This window comes from Acidiphilium sp. PA (genome assembly GCF_026191915.1).
GTDB lineage: Bacteria > Pseudomonadota > Alphaproteobacteria > Acetobacterales > Acetobacteraceae > Acidiphilium.
Window position 1 is genome coordinate 50,997 of the sequence record NZ_JAIMBY010000011.1, and the last position, 17,210, is coordinate 68,206.

Sequence of the window (17,210 nt, forward strand, 5' to 3'; positions counted from 1 at the left end):
TCGTAATCTACAAACCGTCAAGAAACTTTCATATTTCAGTCCGCACGATTTGCTTGACGCAATCGGCGTGTCGGCTTTAGGACGATGACCTTACGATAAATGTGGAAATGACGATGCCTCGGACTTCAAAAACAGATCCTGCCTGGATGGTTACTGCGCTAGCTGCTCTCGCTCATGAGCATCGGTTGGCGGCCTATCGGCTCCTTGTCGAGGCCGGTCCTTCGGGTATCGCGGCCGGAAACATCGCTGAAAAACTTGGCCTGGTCCCGTCCTCGCTCACCTTCCATGTTCAGGCACTCCGCAATGCGGGGCTGATCAGCCAGCGGCGGGCGAGCCGGCACGTCATCTATGCTGCGGACTTCACGGCGATGAACACGCTGGTGGGATTTCTCGTCGAGAACTGCTGTGGGCAGGGAATCTCCATCTGCGGCCCGGCCTGCGATCCTGCACTGCCCTCAGCGAAGCAGAAAACGATGCGCGCGAAGGCAAAATCGGCATGAGCGACCAGCCGCTCAACGTGCTGTTTCTCTGCACCGGTAATTCCGCCCGCAGCATCCTGGCCGAAAAGTTGGTCGAACGCTGGGGCGATGGCAAGTTTCGCGGCTTTTCGGCGGGCAGCCATCCGCAACATGGGGTGCATCCGCGCGCGCTTGCGGTCCTGGATGAGGCCGGGCTCCCGACCGCCGGACTACGCTCGAAATCATGGGACGAATTCGCGACACCCAGCGCTCCGGTAATGGATTTCGTGTTCACCGTGTGTGATGATGCCGCGGGTGAGGTCTGCCCAATCTGGCCGGGGCAACCCATGACGGCGCATTGGGGCGTGCCAGATCCGGCGTCCGTTACCGGAAGCGACCTCGAACGCACCGTGGCATTTCGGGCCGCGTTTCGGATGCTCGAAACCCGTATCAAATTGTTCGCCAGCCTGCCTTTCGCCAAGCTGGAAAAGGCGTCGCTCAGGCGCCGCGTGCAAGAGATCGGTCGGATCGGGTCGAGCGCTGATGAGGGTTCGGCGGCATGACCATTACGATCTACCACAATCCCGATTGCGGCACGTCGCGCAACGTGCTCGCTCTGATCCGCAACTCCGGAATCGAACCTACGATTGTCGAATATTTGAAAACCCCGCCATCGCGCGAGACCCTGATCGATCTGATCACCCGGATGGATGTGCCGGTGCGCAGCGTGTTGCGCGAAAAAGACACCCCCTACGCCCCGCTCGGCCTTGCCGACCCAACCTTGTCCGACGCCGCGTTGCTCGACGCCATGATGGCACACCCGATCCTGATCAATCGCCCGATCGTAGTGACGCCGCTTGGCGTCAAACTCTGCCGGCCTTCTGAAACCGTGCTCGACATCCTGCCGACACCGCAACGCGCTGCCTTTGCCAAAGAAGACGGTGAGGCCGTGATCGATGCCGCCGGTCGGCGCGTCCCCTAAACTTTCCAGTCCGAGGCTCTTCATGCTCGCTCTTGCGGTGTTCATCGCAACCCTTGTGTTCGTCATCTGGCAACCACGCGGCCTCGGCATCGGCTGGAGTGCGATGGCCGGCGCGATCGTCGATCTTGCCATTGGGGTGATCCACTGGCGCAATATCCCGACGGTCTGGCACATCGTCTGGAACGCGACCTTCACCTTCGTGGCGCTGATCATTATCTCGCTCCTGCTCGACGAAGCCGGTCTGTTTCGTTGGGCGGCCCTGCATGTCGCGCGCTGGGGCCGCGGCCGGGGCCGGGTGCTCCTGCCGCTGATCGTGCTGCTCGGCGCCGCTATCGCCGCGGTATTTGCCAATGACGGCGCGGCGCTGCTGCTCACCCCGATCGTGATGGCCATTCTGGTCGGTCTCGAATTTCCAGCCGCCGTGGCGCTCGCTTTCGTCATCGCGACCGGCTTCGTTGCCGACACCACCAGCCTGCCGCTGGTGATTTCCAACCTGGTCAACATCGTCAGCGCCAATTATTTCAAGATCGGCTTCGATCGCTACGCGGCCGTCATGGTGCCGATCGATATCGTCGCACTGATTGCGACCCTCGCCGTTCTGGGCATGATGTACGGCCGCACCGCCAACCGAACCTACGCCATCGCAGCACTGGATATCCCCGCATCCGCGATCCGCGATCCTCTGGTGTTTCGGGCCGCCTGGCCGGTTCTGCTGCTGTTGCTGGCCGCCTATTTCATCACTGCTCCGCTCGGTGTGCCGGTATCCTTTGTCACCATCATCGGCGCGCTCGTGCTGCTGGCCCTAGCCGGCCGCATGTTCGGCCGCGGCGCCCCGATCATCGAAATCCGCCGCGTGCTCCGCTCGGCACCCTGGCAGGTGGTGGTGTTCAGCCTCGGGATGTATCTGGTGGTCTATGGCCTGCGCAACGCGGGTCTGACCAACTACATCGCGCAGGCCCTCAGGGTATTTGCCGCCCATGGCATCTGGGCCGCCTCGCTCGGCACCGGCATCCTGGCGGCCGTGCTCTCCTCGATCATGAACAACATGCCGAGCGTTCTGGTAGGCGCGCTGGCGATCGGCCAGCTTGGCCACGTCGCCCCCCGCATTCATGACGCCATGGTCTATGCCAACATCATCGGCTGCGATCTCGGCCCGAAATTCACCCCGATCGGCAGCCTCGCGACCCTGCTCTGGCTGCACGTCCTGGCGCAGAAGGGTACCCGAATTACCTGGGGCCAGTACATGCGTATCGGCCTGATCGTCACACCGCCCGTGCTGCTCGCCTCACTTGCCGCACTTGCGCTATGGCTTCCCGCCGTGGGAGCAATCGGCAATGGATGATCCCGTGGAATTCCCTGCGCTGCGCCCCGGCTTGCTGGCACCACCCGACTTTTCCCGGCTAGAACCGGCGTCACGCGCCACCCACAAACCCCGCGTCCTGCTGCTCTACGGTTCGTTGCGCGAGCGGTCTTATTCGCGGTTGTTGACCCTCGAGGCCGCCCGCCTGCTCGATCTGATGGGTGCCGAAACCCGGATCTACGACCCGCGCGAATTGCCGGTTACCAACACGGTGCCACCCGATCACCTGAAAGTACAGGAGTTGCGCGCGCTATCGATCTGGTCCGAGGCACAGGTCTGGTGCAGCCCGGAACAGCACGGCGCGGTGACCGGGGTGATGAAGAATCAGATCGACTGGATCCCGCTGGCAGTCGGCGCGGTGCGTCCCACCCAAGGCCGGGTGCTGGCGGTGATGCAGGTTTCGGGCGGTTCGCAGAGCTTCAATGCGGTCAACACGCTGCGCCTGCTGGGCCGGTGGATGCGCATGGTGGTGATCCCCAATCAATCCAGTGTCGCCCGCGCCTATGAGCAGTTCGACGAAGCCGGCCGCATGCTGCCTTCCGCTTATTACAACCGCGTGGTGGACGTGATGGAGGAATTACTGCGGTTCACCTGTCTTCTCCGTGATCGCAGCGCCTATCTGGTCGATCGCTACAGCGAACGGGTCTCCGCGTCGCCACACGATATCGACCGGCTGTAAATTCGAGGGTCGGCAAACTGCATCTTCCGGTGATGGCCGAACTCCTGTCGGCCGCGATCTCAGGACATGTATCGTATTGAGAGAGTGCGGCTCTTCACCTATTTCGCAGGAGGACCTCAGCCGCCTCCGCTCTCTCCGAACCGCCACACGGGGATGCCGAGGACACGAGCCTTGTCGGCGAGGTTCTCGCAAATGCCGGAGCCTGGGAAGACGATCACACCGACAGGCATGGTCGCCAGCATCCGGTCGTTGCGCTTGAATGGAGCGGCCTTGTTGTGCCGGGCCCATTCGGGTTTGAAGGCGATCTGGGTGACCTTGCGGTGATCGGCCCAACAGGCGGCGATGCGTTCGGCGCCCCGTGGGCTGCCGCCATGGAGCAGGACCATGTCGGCGTGCTTGCGATGCACCCGGTCGAGCGCTGTCCAGATCCGGTCGTGATCGTTACAATCGATCCCGCCGGTGAAGGCGATGCGGGGGCCGGCGGGGAGCAGAATTTCGGTCTCGGCGCGGCGTTTGGCGGCGATGAAATCCCGGCTGTCGATCATTGCGGCGGTCAGGGTGCGGTGGTTGACCATCGATCCGGCACGCGGGCGCCAGGTTGATCCGGTGTGACGCTCGAAGAGGTCGGCCGCGGCATCGCGGAGGAGTTCGAAGGCGTTGCGTCGTTCGATCAGCGTCAGCCCTTCAGCGAGCAGGCGTTCCAGCTCGACCGAGCGGATTTCCGAGCCATCCTGATTTTGCTGGCTGCGCCGCTGGTGGTCCTCATTGGTGTCGAGCGCGCGTTGCACCCGGTCGGCCGCGCGGTGGAACAAATTGACCTGCGACCAGAGGAGATCGGCAAGATCGGGTTCGAGGCGCGTGTCGGTAAAACTGGCAACCAAGGCGTCGAAAATATCGGCGAGTGCGCCTTCGAGGCGGGTGGCTTCGGGTAGTGGCCGTGGGTCCGGTTCGTCCTGGAAGGGTCGATGGCCATAGAGTTGCAGTTCATCGAGCAAACGGGCGGTCGGGGATGCGGCGTGGGCGGGTTCGTCGTCGTCGTGCCGAGGAAGTGGATAGGTTGCCATGGTCGGTGTCCTTGTTCGGGTGGCCGCGCCCATCGCGGCCTTCACGGCGATGCTTTGGCCGGGGCCGGGCCGGGGCTGCACCGCCTGCGGCCGAAGCGCAGCGAAGGACGGCGGGCGGCGGCTATTTTGTCTCGCGATGCAAAGCGGCTGATGAGAGATGCTACGTTTCGTTCGCGCTGATGCCCGGCCGCGGCGGAAAATAGTTGCCGCCCGCCGTTGCTGCCCCGGCCCGGCTCTGGCCCGATCGCCGCTCTCAGAAGGCCGAGGGCACGGCCCACTCCCGGACGCAGGATCGGCGACCCTGGTGGCCCATTCTTCGCAGGAACGCCGATTGATCAGCCCGGTAACGCTGAAGCCCCGTTTCCGGGTTCATTAGATGCAAAGCGCGCGGCATCCTCGGGGGCGAGTTGGACCCGCAATCGCGCCCGCATGGCCTCCGCACCGAACCGGCGCAGATCAGCGTTGAAGTCGTTGATCACCGGCCAGAGTATCCGAACGTCGATCCCGGCTAATGTGATCCGCTCGCGCAGGCGACTCGTCGCATGACGGCCGGCCTTGTCATTGTCGCGCACGATATAGAGACGACGAGCGCTGGATGGCAGAACCAGGGCGGCGAGATGATTGGCCGACAGGCACGCCACCATCGGCAGTATGGGCAGAACTGATCTGAGCGACAGCATTGTCTCGACGCCTTCACCGGCTGCCAGCACGTCGTTCGTCACACCGAACCTGACGCCATGACCGAGAAGATAGCCCATCGCGCGCCGTGGTGTCACGATAGGCGCCTTGGCGCATCCGGTGGGGTCGAGCCACGTTCGGTGCGCGCCGGTGATCGTGCCGTCGAGGTCGGTGACGGCCGCGATCATCGCCGGCCAAATCTCGGTCGGTGCCTCGTCGTGCGGCCGGTAGTAGCATCGGGGATGAAAGCGGAGGGCGCCGGTATCGTGGAACGTGGTGATACCGCGCCGGCGCAGATATGTCTCTGCGATAGTACCGGCAATCGGCTGGGCCATGCCAAACAAACGCCGTGCCGCTTCGGCTGATCCTTGCATTGCCGGAGATCGTCTGTGCCGAAAGGTCGGTTCCGCGCTGTCACGCGGAAGGCTCAGAAACGATCGCGCCTCGGCGAGCACGTCACCGAACCGGTTGAGGCCACGATTCAGGCCGATCAGATCAAGCAGATCACCATGCTGCGATGTGGCTCCGTCGGTCCATTTGCCCGCAGCACCTTTGCCGCTTTCAGGTCCGGTCATGCGGACGAACAAGCTGCGGCCCGGTGTGTTGGCGACATCGCCGACGAACCAGTAGCGGCCTTCACGATGGCCATTGGAGAGATAGTGGCGGCACACCGCCTCGGCGTTGCGCGCAAGACGGCGCGCCAGTTCGGATGCTGACATCGACATGGCATTGCCATTCAAAAGGAAAGGAACCCGTCACGATCGACGGGTCCCTTTGTGGCTGTCGGTCGTGAGCTTATTCGGCAGCGATCGCGTGATCGTCCGCCGAGGTCATCGCGGCATCGGATTCGCTCTCCACCGGATCGATGGCAATCTCACCGTCCCGAACCACCGAATCTTCTACTGCCATCGTGGTGGCGGCAGCCACTTCGGTGGGTTCGGAATTTTGCGCCGCGATCATGGCGGGCATCTGCCAGCCTGACGTGCGCAGCGGCTCCGGCAGCCAGCCCGTGACGGCCAGAAGCTGTTCCGCCCGAACCGCCATCTCACCCTTCTTCAGGTGATCGATCGACTGCGCAATGGCATCGCCTTTCGCCTCCCGCACAGCTTCCAGGATGCGCGCTTTGGTCACCCGGCCAAGGAAGTTATCGGCGGTGGGTTGCCACCCTCCCGTCGCGACCATGTCGAGCGACACTGCGTCCGCCAGACGATCGGCGTGCGCGATCGCTTTAGGCCGCCGGTTCCACGCCTCATGAACCGCATTGACGGTCAGCGACACGCAATGGGCGAACAGCGCCTCTCGGCTATCGGTATCAAAGTCCAGCAGCGCGTCCCACAGCGTGCCGGCGTCTTCGGGCAGTTGCTCGGCCCAGCCGCGATGCCGCGCGTCGACCCGCGCCGCCAGAGGCGTGTCAACAAGTCCTGGCGCCTGATTGCCGAACATCACGCTCTTGGGCTCGATCTCCAGGCACGAATCCGAGCTGTAGCGGTAGAACAGCTTGAGACAGAGGACGTGCAGCACGGCGAGGAACGCGATTTCCGGATCGGCGCCGATCGTTTCGCGTAACGCAAGCGTGCGATAGGCGGTGAGCTCGGTCAGCAGTCTGTCCGGGATGGGACGGATCCCTTCGTCTTCCTCCGGCGCTTCGGGTTGTGCTGTCGGATCGTCGCCCATTGGCGCCGTATGCGCCGCATCGGAAGACGGTCCATGTTGAGGGCCTGCCACATCATCGTCATCGGCCTCACGCTGGGAGTCGCCAGATGATCCGCTATCACCATCGGGATCGGACAGCTCCGGCTCGGCGACCGGCGGTTCGTCCTCGGCCCGGACATAGCCGCGTTCGACGCGCAGTCGCCCAGACCCGTCGATGCTGACAAAGGCACCAGCCCGCGCGATATCGGCGGTGTCGTAGATCACCGGTCGGCTCTCGATCGCGGTCAGCGCAGCCTCGATTTCGCCCAGGCGCTGCTCGATCGCGTCGGGCAGTTCATCTTCGTGCGCATGGATTTCCTCGAGTTGCTCGGCTTCGGCCCGTAACGCTTCGACGGCTGCGCTCTCCACCTCGGTCAAAGGCGGCTGCTCGCCGGCGATCAGCCGCAGCCCATAGGTGTGGCCATACGAGAAGTCGATTGCCGCCTCGACCCACTTCCAGCCTTCGGCACGGATCACTGCCGCGTCGTGTTCCAGCGCCTCGCAGACCACGCGCTGCAGCAAGCCAGCATCCTGCAGCCAGCCGCCATCGTCCGGCTGGAACAGATCGCGCATGACCGCACCCCCCGCGGCGACGTAGGCGGCCCCGGCATACTGCGCCCGCTTGTCGGAACTGCGCACGGCACCCTCGGTGAGCAGCCGGCGGATCTGATACGGCTCCTTGTTGTAGGATCGCAGGGTCGCCTCCCAGACCTGCTCCTGGCGCTCGTGGTCGGGGCTGACGGTGAAGGCCATCAACTGGTCGAGCGTCATGCCATCCTCGGCATAGACATCGAGCAGCTTGGGCGAGACGGCGGCAAGCCGAAGCCGCTGCTTCACCACGGAAACTGCGACGAAGAACGCCGCAGCGATTTCCTCCTCAGTGAACCCTTTCTCCCGCAGGGTGAGAAACGCGCGGAACTGGTCGAGCGGATGCAGCGGCGCGCGCTGCACGTTCTCGGCGAGACTGTCCTCCTCGGCGATGCCCTCGGTGCGCACCACGCAAGGGATCGGTGCGGTGCGGCCGAGCCGTTTCTGCTTGACCAGCAGTTCCAGCGCCCGGAAGCGGCGCCCGCCGGCAGGGATTTCAAACATTCCGGTCTCGGCGCCATCGGCGTCGAGCACAGCCCGTACTGTCAGGCTTTGCAGCAGGCTGCGCCGGGCGATATCCAAAGCCAGCTCCTCGATCGAAACACCGGCCTTGATCCGCCGGACATTGGCCTGGCTGAGCACCAGCTGGTTGAAGGGGATGTCGCGCGAGGCGCTGAGGGTGATCTTCTGAACGGTTTTAGCCATGTCGGTAACTCCGCGACGGGCGGCCGAAAGCCTCTCTCTCGGCCTGCAACCCATCACGAAATCCCGCGCAGCCCTCTCACTCTCGATGCCGGCCTCAAACCCGGCGATCACCGATCCTCCGCCGGTCCATCCGGACAATTGAACACTTCGGCACCGGCGGCACGATAGGCGGCGGCCACAACGACCAAAGGCGCGTAGCTGAATGGACCATACGGCACCGGATCGGGCGGCATGCCGACAGCGATCATCGGTCCCTGCAACGCCAGCCGCACCACGGCGGCAAAATCGAGACCGCGGCTATCGATCACCAACAGCCCCGCTCCGATGCACGCGGCCTTGATCGTGTCGGCATCAGAGCCCGAGAGCCTGGCGCCATCGTCGTACCAGAGGATAAACCCGCCCCGACCGATCGAGAGATGACCACCCGTGGTCCTCAGTGCCCGGGCGATCAGATCGTCGTAGCGATGATCGTCAGATTTGTTTGATCCGGCTTGCATAATCTGTCTCCATGACCGACCCGCCGGGAGCCACCCTCCCAAATCCATCGATCCGTCACGGAACGCCGGCGGCCCTCTGGCTCTCCGGGCGGCGGGTAAGAGAGCCGGCCGGGCGATCCCGACTGACTGAGGTTTGATCGCACTCACCTTCCCAGTCCGTCTTCCCGTCTTCCCGTCCTATCGCATTATGGCCGAGATCAAGCCGATCAAGTCGTTGCATCCCGACCAGGGATATGAAAGACTATCCCTATCAGGAGAATCGACAATGTCGCACACAGTCGTTGGAAAATGGGGAAAGAACCTTGCCATTCGCGTCCCCGTGGACGTCGCGCGCACGGCCGGTCTGACAGACGGCGAAAAGGTCGAGATTGAAACACAGGACGGCGATATTGTCGTCCGGCGGCGGGCGGCCCACGCTCAAGCGCGCCAGGACGCGGAGGTGGCGGCCGAGGAAATCATCGCCGAGAGCCGCCGCTATTCCCTTGGCACCGTTTCCATCCGAGACTTGCTCGACGATGGACGGCGGGGATGAGCCTCGTGCTCGACGCATCCATGACTGTTGCGTGGCTGTTCGACGATGAGCGGACGCCTGCCGCTCACGCCGTGATGCGCCGTGTGGTCGTCGAAGGCGCGATCGTGCCCTCGCTGTGGCGACTTGAGGTTGCCAACGTGTTGCGCAATGCGGTCCGACGCGGCCGTTGCGATGAAGCCTTTGCCGACCGGTCCCTGACGCGGCTTGGACGCCTCACGATCAAGAGCGACCAGGAAACCGACGACCGTGCGTGGGGTGCAACGCGAACCCTGTCGCGCGAGGAAAATCTGACACTTTACGACGCCGCCTATCTTGAATTGGCGGTCCGCAAAGACGCGCCGCTGGCATCCTGCGATGCCGCATTGCTGGCGGCGGCGGCACGCCGGAAGGTTGAAATCCTCCCGGCCTGATGCTTGCGCCGCCCGCGTGCGGCTATCGATTACGCATCGCCCGACAACTCGCCGTTGTTGACGGATGCGGCTTCCAGTTTCACGTCAGTTGGGCAGCACGCTGCAGCAAGATCCTGGCCTTGCTCTCGAGCTCCAGCCTGGTGTCCTGATGCGGCTTGGCGCGGGCGAGCGCAGTGATGCCCTGCACGAAGTCAAACACGCTCTCGGGAGGGCGCCCTTCCTCGTCAAGAACCGTGGCGATGACCTTCGCCGTTTCGGTCTTGTTAAAACCGAATTTGCGAAGAAAGGCGTCTCGATCCTCGTCTTTGCGGGCGACGATCACCTCGCGTGCCGCCCTGATCCCGGCGACGAAGGGAGCCGGTGACGAGGTGGCGAAGCGCTCCAGCGCAGGCGCGGCCTGATGAGCGAAGCGGTGCGCGGCAAATTTACTGTGCCGGATGCTGATCTCCTCAAAGCCTTCGGCGCCCCAGATATTGCGGTTCATGCAGACTGCCCGGAGATAGAACGACGCGATGCCGAGCGTCTTCGAGCCGACCTCGCTGTTCCAACAATAGAAGCCACGAAAGTAGAGGTCGGGCTCGCCGTTCGGCAATCTCCCAGCCTCGATTGGGTTGGTGTCGTCCACCAGAAACAGGAACACGTCGCGGTCGCTGGCATACAGGGTGGTCGTGTCCTTGGTGACCTCGACATAGGGATTGTGGGTCATGCTCGACCAATCGAGCAGGCCCGGCACCTTCCAACGGGTGTCACCGATCCCGTCGCCAGCGATCCGCATAACGGCCCCAACCAGTTCGTGATCCCAGATGCGGCCGTAATCCGGGCCGGTCAGCGCGCGCAGCTCGATGCGGCCGTCATCGGCCTCCAGTGTCTTCACCAACTCGCCCCGGTGCGACAGCAAACCGTGCTGCATGTTGATGCCGGCCAGTGGCGCCGGCAACTGGCGCAGATACCCGGCGGGTGCGCCGACCAAGCTGCACATCTGGCCGAACGACCAATGGGTGGGCGCCACCGGCTCATCGCGACCGGGCACGATCAGGCACATTCGCTCCGGATTCTCCCGGCTCGCCTCGATGCGCAGGTGTCGGGTCTCGACGGTCCGCGCGGTAGCACGATCTGCCCGCGCGCGAACGGACTCATATAGCGAACCGAGCGAAAGGTACCGCTCATCGTCCGGCCGGGAAAACCATTCGGAGGATACTCGGCCGATGCGCTCGCCCCGATAGATATCGACTTTGAAGGCACCCGTCACGTCCGCGGGGTTAGCCTTATCGGTAATCTGCCCGGGGACGCTAGCGCGGCTCTGGAAACCAATGCTCTGGACCATGGAAATTCTCCGCGACGGGCCAGCCAAGAGCCTCTCTCTCAGCTTACAGGCCCGTCGTAGAAAACCCTCGGGACTTTTCCTCTCAAAAACCGGTAATGGCTATGGTCTTCGCGACTTGCTGTCGTTGCGCCAGAACTCTACTCGATACTGTCGCTCGTGGCGTTGACCAAAACCGCCTCTCAGCACAGGCACTTACCTCTCATCCTCAAGTTGTTGCCTGGCAGAAGCAAACCTAATTGCGAGGCCGGTTACCGGCAGCGTATTTGCATCGCTCATCCCTCGCGGAACGTCCTCTTCTCGGATCAACCCCACTCATTGAAACCGCCTAATTCAAAAAACTCCCCAGCATAAAACCCGTCATAATTTCTGATTAATACGGGGTTTAGAAGCTAACCTATTGAAAATATGGTGCCGACACGCGGGATTGAACCGCGGACCTACTGATTACGAATCAGTTGCTCTACCGCTGAGCTATGTCGGCCACGCGCCCGCTATAGCGATGCCGGGACGCCGTCGCAAGCCGCGTCGTCAGGCCGCCGCAACCGCGCCCTCGCCGGACAGGATCTGTTTCAATGCCGCCACCAGATCATCCATCATCGCCTCGGTATGTTTCGGCCCGGGCGTGAAGCGCAGGCGCTCGGTGCCCGCCGCAACGGTCGGGTAGTTGATCGGCGTGGCATACATGCCGAACTCGCGGATCAGCCGCATCGAAACCTCGGTCGCCCGTGCGGCATTGCCGATCATCAGCGGCACGATATGGCTCTCCGAATGCAGGCGCGGCAGCCCCGCAGCATCGAACTTCGCCTTCAGCAGCGCCGCCCGCGCAAACAGCGTGTCACGGCGGGGCTGGTCGATTTTCAACCGGCGGATCGAGGCCAGCGCCGCCGCCACGGTCGGTGGCGGCAGTGCGGTCGTGAAAATGAACCCCGCTGCGGTCGAGCGGATGAAATCGATCACGCTGGCATCTCCCGCCACATAGCCGCCGTGGCAGCCGTAGGCCTTGGCCAGCGTGCCCTCGATAATGGTCAGCCGGTGCGCGACACCATCCCGCTCGGATACGCCGCCACCATGCGGCCCATACATGCCAACCGCATGCACCTCATCGAGGTAGGTGATCGCATTATATCTGTCGGCCAGATCGCAGATCGCCCCGATCGGCGCGATGTCGCCATCCATCGAATAGACGCTCTCGAACGCGATCATCTTCGGCGCGTCGGCCGGTGCGGCCGCCAGCAGACGCTCCAGATCGGCCAGATCGTTGTGCTTGAATACATGCACGGTCGAGCTTTTGCCGCCCTTGATGCCGACGATCATCGAATTATGATTCTGCGCGTCGGAAAACACATGCCAGTCGGGCAGCGCGTTCAGCACGGCCCCCAGCGTCGCCTGATTCGACACATAGCCCGAGGTGAACAGCAGGGCGGCGTCCTTGCCGTGCAACGCGGCAAGCTCGGCCTCGAGCGCCACATGGATCGGCGACGACCCGGCGATGTTGCGCGTCCCGCCCGCGCCGGCGCCCATGGTCCGCGCCGCCTCGATCGAGGCCTCGATCACCTCGGGGTCGGTGCCCATCGCCAGATAATCGTTCGACGACCAGACCAGAATATCCTGCGTCCGGCCCTCCATCGTCACCCGATAGTACGGAAACCGATCCGCCAGCTTCTCCAGCGCGACAAATCGCCGGTAACGCCCCGCCGCGCGGATCTCAGCGAGCGCCTTGTCGCAATGCGCGATAAACTTATGGTCGCGGTTCATTCCCTGCTCCTGGCCGCCCCGAAATACCGGTGCGGATCGATGTGATACTCTTCAGCCCGAGACGGCATGACGATACTGCGCGGATTCCAGCCGGTGTCGTCAAGCAAATATATTCCAGTCTTCCATTTTTTTACCGCCTTGCCGATCACATCGGAGCCATGCGCGGCTCAAGGGTGCAACACGCTCATCATTTCGCTCCACTCGCGCTTCGACAGGCCAGACCCCGCCTGATCGACCGCCTCGCCGGCCAGCATCCGCCGCAGGATCGCCAGCATCGTCGCTGAAAAACTCACCGCCCCCAGCCGGTACTCCTCGAACGCGCGGCAACTCGCCGGTACCCAGGCGCGCGTCATCGCCAGCATCGCATCGGCATAGACCCGGATTTCATACTGCGCATGCGCGTCCGCCCGCAGCGACAGAAAATGAAACAGATTATGCAGATCAGTCTTCCAATACCACTGCGTATAGGCGTTCAGCGTCAGGTTCATCCGCGCCAGCTCGCGCGCCAGGCCCCGCCGGCCGGGGTCCGCCTCGGCCTCGTTCAACATGAACTCGTAATGCGCATAATTGCGGTCGGCATCCTCGCGCAGCAATGCCAGCACCGCCGCCGCCTCATCGCCCTCCAGCACATCGCCCCGCCCCTGGCGGTTGCTGGCCGATTGCGCCGCCAGATGCTCCGGCGCCGGGATATAAAACTCCCGGTCCATCACGGAATACCGGGCGGAATACTCGTTCACATTCGCGGTCCGATGCCGAATCCACTGCCGCGCCACGAAAATCGGCAGCTTCACATGAAACTTGATCTCGCACATCTCGAACGGCGTCGAATGCCGGTGGCGCATCAGATAGCGGATCAACCCCTCATCCTCGCTCACCTTGCGGGTACCCCGCCCGTACGAGACCCGCGCGGCCTGCACCACGGCCGCATCGTCGCCCATGTAATCGATCACGCGGACAAAGCCATGATCCAGCACCGGCACGGGCGTGAACAGCAGCGCCTCCAGCGCGGGCACGGTGGCGCGCCGGGTCTGAGCGGTGTGGTCGCGCGCCGCGTCAATCTCGGCCTGGTCGGATACGGTAATGTTCATCGGGGTCCCTTTCGCAGGGCGCTCATATCGCCTATATCAGGGGAGCCGGGCAACCGGCTATGGCGATAAACGGTGCGTGGAATAAGTGTTGTGGACCCGGGGGCAGTACCCGGCGCCTCCACCAAACTCTGACCGGAGGCAGCATAGGGCTTCCGGCACAGATCATGGGGGCGAAACAGGCTCGACACGCACGGTAAAGACCCATCTTTCGCTCGGCATTGTACCGCCGTTATCGGGCTATATCACAAGTGCCAACGATAATTTCGAGGCATTCGCTGTCGCTGCATAAGCGATAAGCGCGGTTCGGGGGGCACCGGGCAACAGAAGCCCCCCACTTCCCCCATCGCGCCGTCTCAATCCGCCCCCCCGACCGCGCACGAAAAAAAGGCCGGTCGTTGACCGGCCGGCATCATTCTGATGCAATATAGAGGCTCCCTAAACTTGGCGGCTGGCACCGCAGGGAATTTTGCGGGTCTGTTTCGACCTGCCGAATTCCCGTAAGCGCCACACCCGATAAATGGCGGATTTTTGACAACTGAGCAAGACCCTTTCGTGTCGTACCGGGGGTATTGAAAGAAAAAATGTATTACAAACGAACAGGGCCGCACTAATTTATGATACATCCGCGGTTTACCCGAACCGGCCGAGCACCGCGAACCCCAGAATCAGCACCCCGAGCAGCAGATCGACCGCGGCTAACCGCCTCAACCGCCGCGCCGCACCCGCGATCGCCGGCGGATCACCGGCCGACTCGGCATCGCGCACCAACAGCACGCCGCCGAACCATGCGATCAGCAGCACGATCGCCATGGCCAGCCCCGCTGTCTGCATCGCATTGATCGCCCAGGGCCACGCCGCCGGCCCGCCATATTGCACCCACGCCAACCCCCAGCCCGAGACCAGCGACACCGGCATGATCACCAGGCACCACCGCAACAGCCGCAACGCCGCCGCGCCGATCAGCAGATACCCGGCCAGAAACCCGGTCCACCCGGCAAACGCGAGCAAATGCACCGCGAGCACCGCCGAAACTGTATAAAAACTCACCCGGCCGCACCCAACAGCGCCAGAACCCGCACCGCCAGCGCGGCGATCTCGATCCCCGCAACGCTCGCCGGCGCCGATTCCGCCACGCCCAGCCCCTCGGCGAACGCATTGGCATACCCGGCCCGATTGCCCAGCGCCTCCTCGATCAGCACCAGCTGCCGCGCCGCGATCTCCGCCTCCAGCCGCCGCCGCAGCTTCGATGCCGCGGCCGCCCGGTTGAACACCAGCGCCACCGGCCGCCGCTCCTCGGCCGCCAGTTTCAGCGTCCCCTCCGCCGCCCATAAATCGGGCGGCGTCGGGTTCATCGGGATCAGCACCAGATCCGCCCCCCGGATAGCCCGCCGCGCATCGGAATCGAGCACCGGCGGCGTATCGATCAGCACGATGTCGTGATCGCGCTTCAACCCATCGAGCGCCGCCGCCAGCCGCCAGCCTGAAACGGTCTCGATCGTCACGGCCGCCGCCGCCTTCGGGTTCGCCGCCCGCAGCCGGCCCCAGGCGGTCAGCGAGGCCTGCGGATCGATATCGAGCACCGCCACCCGCCGCCCCGGCGCCAAGGCCACCGCCAGCTGGGCCGCCAGCATGGTCTTGCCCGCGCCGCCCTTTTGCTGCGCCACCGCGATCACTTTCACCATCAGAGCCTCCGCTTTCCCATGATGCCTAGCAAATTCGCCCCCGAATGTCCCACATAACCGCCATGGAACCTCTGTTCACCCCCGCCGAAACGGCCCGGATCGACCAGGCCGCCCCCGCCCACGGCGCGACGCTGCCCGCCCTGATGGAACACGCCGGCCGCGCCGTCGCAGACGCCATCCACCGCCGCTACCGGCCCTGCCGCGTTCTCGTTCTGGCCGGCCCCGGCAACAACGGCGGCGATGGCTACGTCGCCGCCCGCCACCTCGCCGCGCGCGGCTGGCCTGTCATGGTCGCGCCGGTCGGCACGCCCCGCCCGGGCTCGCCGGCGGCCGACGCCGCAGCGCAATGGCGCTTTCCCCTCGTCGACGCCACGACCGCCCGCGTTTCCGCCGCCGATCTGGTCATCGATGCCATCTTCGGCGCCGGCCTTGCACGCGACCTCGCGCCCGATTGCGCGGCCCTGCTCGCCGCCGCCCGCACCCTCGTTGCAATCGACATGCCCAGCGGCGTCGATGGCGCCACCGGCGCCTTGCGCGGCCAGGCCGCCCGCGCCGCCCTCACCATCACGTTCGTCGCCCGCAAACCCGGCCATCTGCTGCTGCCCGGCAAGGCGCAGTGCGGCACCGTTCTCTGCGCCGATATCGCCATGCCGCCGGGCGCGATTGCCACCATCACGCCCAGCGTATGGCGCAACACGCCCGCACTCTGGCAACTCCCCGTCCTCGCCGCCGCCGGCCATAAATTCGATCGCGGCCACCTCACCATCCTCGCGGGCGCAATGTCCGGCGCCGCCATCCTCGCCGCCAACGCCGCCCGCCGCGCCGGCGTCGGCCTGCTCACACTCGCCACCGATACCCCGCTCACCGGCGCCGCCCCCGGCATCATGATCCGCACCGATCCCCTCGCGACCCTGCTCACCGATCCCCGCCGCCAGGTCTGGCTCTGCGGCCCCGGCCTCGGCATCGACCGGGCGGGCCCTCTGCTCGCCACCCTGATCGCGGCCAACCGTACCATCCTCGCCGACGCCGATGCGCTGACCGCCTGCGCCGATCACCCGGAACGCCTGCACGGTGTCGGCGTGATCACCCCGCACGAGGGCGAATTCAGCCGGGTCTTCCCCGACCTTGCCGGCGATAAACTCTCCCGCGCCCGTGCCGCCGCCACCATCACCGGCGCGGTCGTCGTCCTGAAAGGCGAGGATACCGTCATCGCCGCCCCGGATGGCCGCGCCGCGATCAACGACAACGCGCCCCCCAGCCTCGCCACCGCCGGCTCGGGCGACACGCTGTCCGGCATCATCGCCGGCCTGCTCACCCAGGGCATGCCGGCATTCGAAGCCGCCTGCGCCGGCGTCTGGCTGCACGGTGCGGCCGCGCACACCCACGGACCCGGTCTGATCGCCGAAGACCTCGCGGAAGCCCTGCCCGCGGTGCTGGCAACCCTGCAAGCCACGAGGAATACGACTTAAGATCGATGGCGTGATGCGATCTGTTAACTTATTCTTAGGAAATGGTGATTATACTCATGCTCATGATCGCAGCAGCATCCTTCTCGGCCTTCGCCGCCCCGATCGGGTCGTCGAGCCTCAGCACCCCGCCGATGCGCATGGCACCGGTCAACCCCACGCCGCAATCCAGCGCGCCGCAACCCGCCCCCGCGCCGGTCGGCCCCGGCCCGATGCCCCGCGGCTCCCTGCTCAATATGTCGGTCTGATC

General features: G+C 64.4%; 18 protein-coding genes, 1 tRNA gene and 1 other RNA gene. 10 read left to right on the forward strand and 10 right to left on the reverse strand.

All coding sequences use genetic code 11. The annotated features are described in order from the left end of the window. Positions 1-107: 107 nt before the first annotated feature. Genes AruPA_RS13590 through arsH form a run of 5 tightly spaced genes read left to right on the forward strand, consistent with a single transcriptional unit; the run spans position 108 to position 3,479 of the window. Positions 108-500: a helix-turn-helix transcriptional regulator gene (locus tag AruPA_RS13590; RefSeq protein ID WP_035231894.1), complete on the forward strand. Its 393-nt coding sequence runs from the start codon at positions 108-110 to the stop codon at positions 498-500. Further along, the gene (locus AruPA_RS13595) at positions 497-1,021 is read left to right on the forward strand and encodes an arsenate reductase ArsC (RefSeq protein WP_265637257.1); all 525 of its coding nucleotides are present in this window, start codon (positions 497-499) and stop codon (positions 1,019-1,021) included. Before AruPA_RS13590 ends, AruPA_RS13595 begins: the two co-directional genes overlap by 4 nt. Continuing rightward, positions 1,018-1,440 (forward strand): arsenate reductase (glutaredoxin), encoded by a 423-nt coding sequence (gene arsC / locus AruPA_RS13600; protein WP_265637259.1) that lies wholly within the window; start codon positions 1,018-1,020, stop codon positions 1,438-1,440. Before AruPA_RS13595 ends, arsC begins: the two co-directional genes overlap by 4 nt. A 22-nt stretch (positions 1,441-1,462) precedes the next feature. Beyond that, a complete protein-coding gene (locus tag AruPA_RS13605; RefSeq protein ID WP_265637260.1) occupies positions 1,463-2,782 on the forward strand; it encodes an arsenic transporter in 1,320 nt (439 codons plus the stop codon). Beyond that, positions 2,775-3,479, forward strand: coding sequence for an arsenical resistance protein ArsH (gene arsH, locus AruPA_RS13610; protein ID WP_265637261.1), 705 nt, complete (start codon positions 2,775-2,777; stop codon positions 3,477-3,479). The genes AruPA_RS13605 and arsH overlap by 8 nt, the downstream gene beginning before the upstream one ends. A 116-nt stretch (positions 3,480-3,595) precedes the next feature. Here arsH and AruPA_RS13615 read toward each other — a convergent pair whose 3' ends face one another. The 4 genes from AruPA_RS13615 to AruPA_RS13630 all read right to left on the reverse strand — a co-directional run bounded on the left by AruPA_RS13615 (position 3,596) and on the right by AruPA_RS13630 (position 8,703). Beyond that, the gene (locus AruPA_RS13615; protein ID WP_265637262.1) at positions 3,596-4,543 is read right to left on the reverse strand and encodes a DUF2493 domain-containing protein; all 948 of its coding nucleotides are present in this window, start codon (positions 4,541-4,543) and stop codon (positions 3,596-3,598) included. A gap of 335 nt (positions 4,544-4,878) precedes the next feature. Further along, positions 4,879-5,946, reverse strand: a complete 1,068-nt coding sequence (locus AruPA_RS13620; protein ID WP_265637263.1) for a toprim domain-containing protein — start codon at positions 5,944-5,946, stop codon at positions 4,879-4,881. Between the two features lie 70 nt (positions 5,947-6,016). Further along, positions 6,017-8,206 carry a ParB/RepB/Spo0J family partition protein gene (locus tag AruPA_RS13625; RefSeq protein ID WP_265637343.1) on the reverse strand — a complete coding sequence of 730 codons (2,190 nt, stop codon included), beginning with the start codon at positions 8,204-8,206 and terminating at the stop codon, positions 6,017-6,019. Between the two features lie 107 nt (positions 8,207-8,313). Continuing rightward, positions 8,314-8,703 (reverse strand): hypothetical protein, encoded by a 390-nt coding sequence (locus AruPA_RS13630; RefSeq protein WP_265637264.1) that lies wholly within the window; start codon positions 8,701-8,703, stop codon positions 8,314-8,316. 133 nt (positions 8,704-8,836) lie between these two features. Between AruPA_RS13630 and AruPA_RS13635 the strand changes: the two genes are divergently transcribed. Together AruPA_RS13635 and AruPA_RS13640 are read left to right on the forward strand one after the other, a co-directional pair. Further along, positions 8,837-9,235 (forward strand): AbrB/MazE/SpoVT family DNA-binding domain-containing protein, encoded by a 399-nt coding sequence (locus tag AruPA_RS13635; RefSeq protein ID WP_265637265.1) that lies wholly within the window; start codon positions 8,837-8,839, stop codon positions 9,233-9,235. Then, complete coding sequence (locus tag AruPA_RS13640) at positions 9,232-9,645, forward strand: type II toxin-antitoxin system VapC family toxin (RefSeq protein WP_265637266.1); 414 nt, start codon at positions 9,232-9,234, stop codon at positions 9,643-9,645. Before AruPA_RS13635 ends, AruPA_RS13640 begins: the two co-directional genes overlap by 4 nt. A 79-nt stretch (positions 9,646-9,724) precedes the next feature. Here the strand turns inward: AruPA_RS13640 and AruPA_RS13645 are convergent, their stop codons facing one another. The 4 genes from AruPA_RS13645 to thyX form a co-directional block, all read right to left on the reverse strand. After that, positions 9,725-10,969 carry a DUF932 domain-containing protein gene (locus AruPA_RS13645; RefSeq protein WP_265637267.1) on the reverse strand — a complete coding sequence of 415 codons (1,245 nt, stop codon included), beginning with the start codon at positions 10,967-10,969 and terminating at the stop codon, positions 9,725-9,727. A gap of 406 nt (positions 10,970-11,375) precedes the next feature. After that, positions 11,376-11,450 (reverse strand) — tRNA-Thr (locus AruPA_RS13650). A 47-nt stretch (positions 11,451-11,497) separates the two neighbouring features. Continuing rightward, positions 11,498-12,724 (reverse strand): 5-aminolevulinate synthase, encoded by a 1,227-nt coding sequence (hemA, locus tag AruPA_RS13655; RefSeq protein ID WP_265637268.1) that lies wholly within the window; start codon positions 12,722-12,724, stop codon positions 11,498-11,500. A gap of 167 nt (positions 12,725-12,891) precedes the next feature. Then, on the reverse strand, positions 12,892-13,812 hold the full coding sequence (thyX, locus tag AruPA_RS13660) for an FAD-dependent thymidylate synthase (RefSeq protein WP_265637269.1): 921 nt from the start codon (positions 13,810-13,812) through the stop codon (positions 12,892-12,894). A gap of 5 nt (positions 13,813-13,817) precedes the next feature. Between thyX and ssrA the strand changes: the two genes are divergently transcribed. Beyond that, positions 13,818-14,148, forward strand: a transfer-messenger RNA (tmRNA) gene (ssrA, locus tag AruPA_RS13665). A 294-nt stretch (positions 14,149-14,442) separates the two neighbouring features. Here the strand turns inward: ssrA and AruPA_RS13670 are convergent. Together AruPA_RS13670 and AruPA_RS13675 are read right to left on the reverse strand one after the other, a co-directional pair. Further along, complete coding sequence (locus AruPA_RS13670; protein WP_265637270.1) at positions 14,443-14,859, reverse strand: hypothetical protein; 417 nt, start codon at positions 14,857-14,859, stop codon at positions 14,443-14,445. After that, positions 14,856-15,494, reverse strand: a complete 639-nt coding sequence (locus AruPA_RS13675; RefSeq protein ID WP_265637271.1) for a ParA family protein — start codon at positions 15,492-15,494, stop codon at positions 14,856-14,858. Before AruPA_RS13675 ends, AruPA_RS13670 begins: the two co-directional genes overlap by 4 nt. A gap of 44 nt (positions 15,495-15,538) precedes the next feature. Between AruPA_RS13675 and AruPA_RS13680 the strand changes: the two genes are divergently transcribed. Together AruPA_RS13680 and AruPA_RS13685 are read left to right on the forward strand one after the other, a co-directional pair. Beyond that, on the forward strand, positions 15,539-16,963 hold the full coding sequence (locus AruPA_RS13680; protein ID WP_265637272.1) for an NAD(P)H-hydrate dehydratase: 1,425 nt from the start codon (positions 15,539-15,541) through the stop codon (positions 16,961-16,963). Between the two features lie 62 nt (positions 16,964-17,025). Beyond that, positions 17,026-17,208 carry a hypothetical protein gene (locus AruPA_RS13685; RefSeq protein ID WP_265637273.1) on the forward strand — a complete coding sequence of 61 codons (183 nt, stop codon included), beginning with the start codon at positions 17,026-17,028 and terminating at the stop codon, positions 17,206-17,208. The last annotated feature ends 2 nt before the right edge of the window (positions 17,209-17,210 follow it).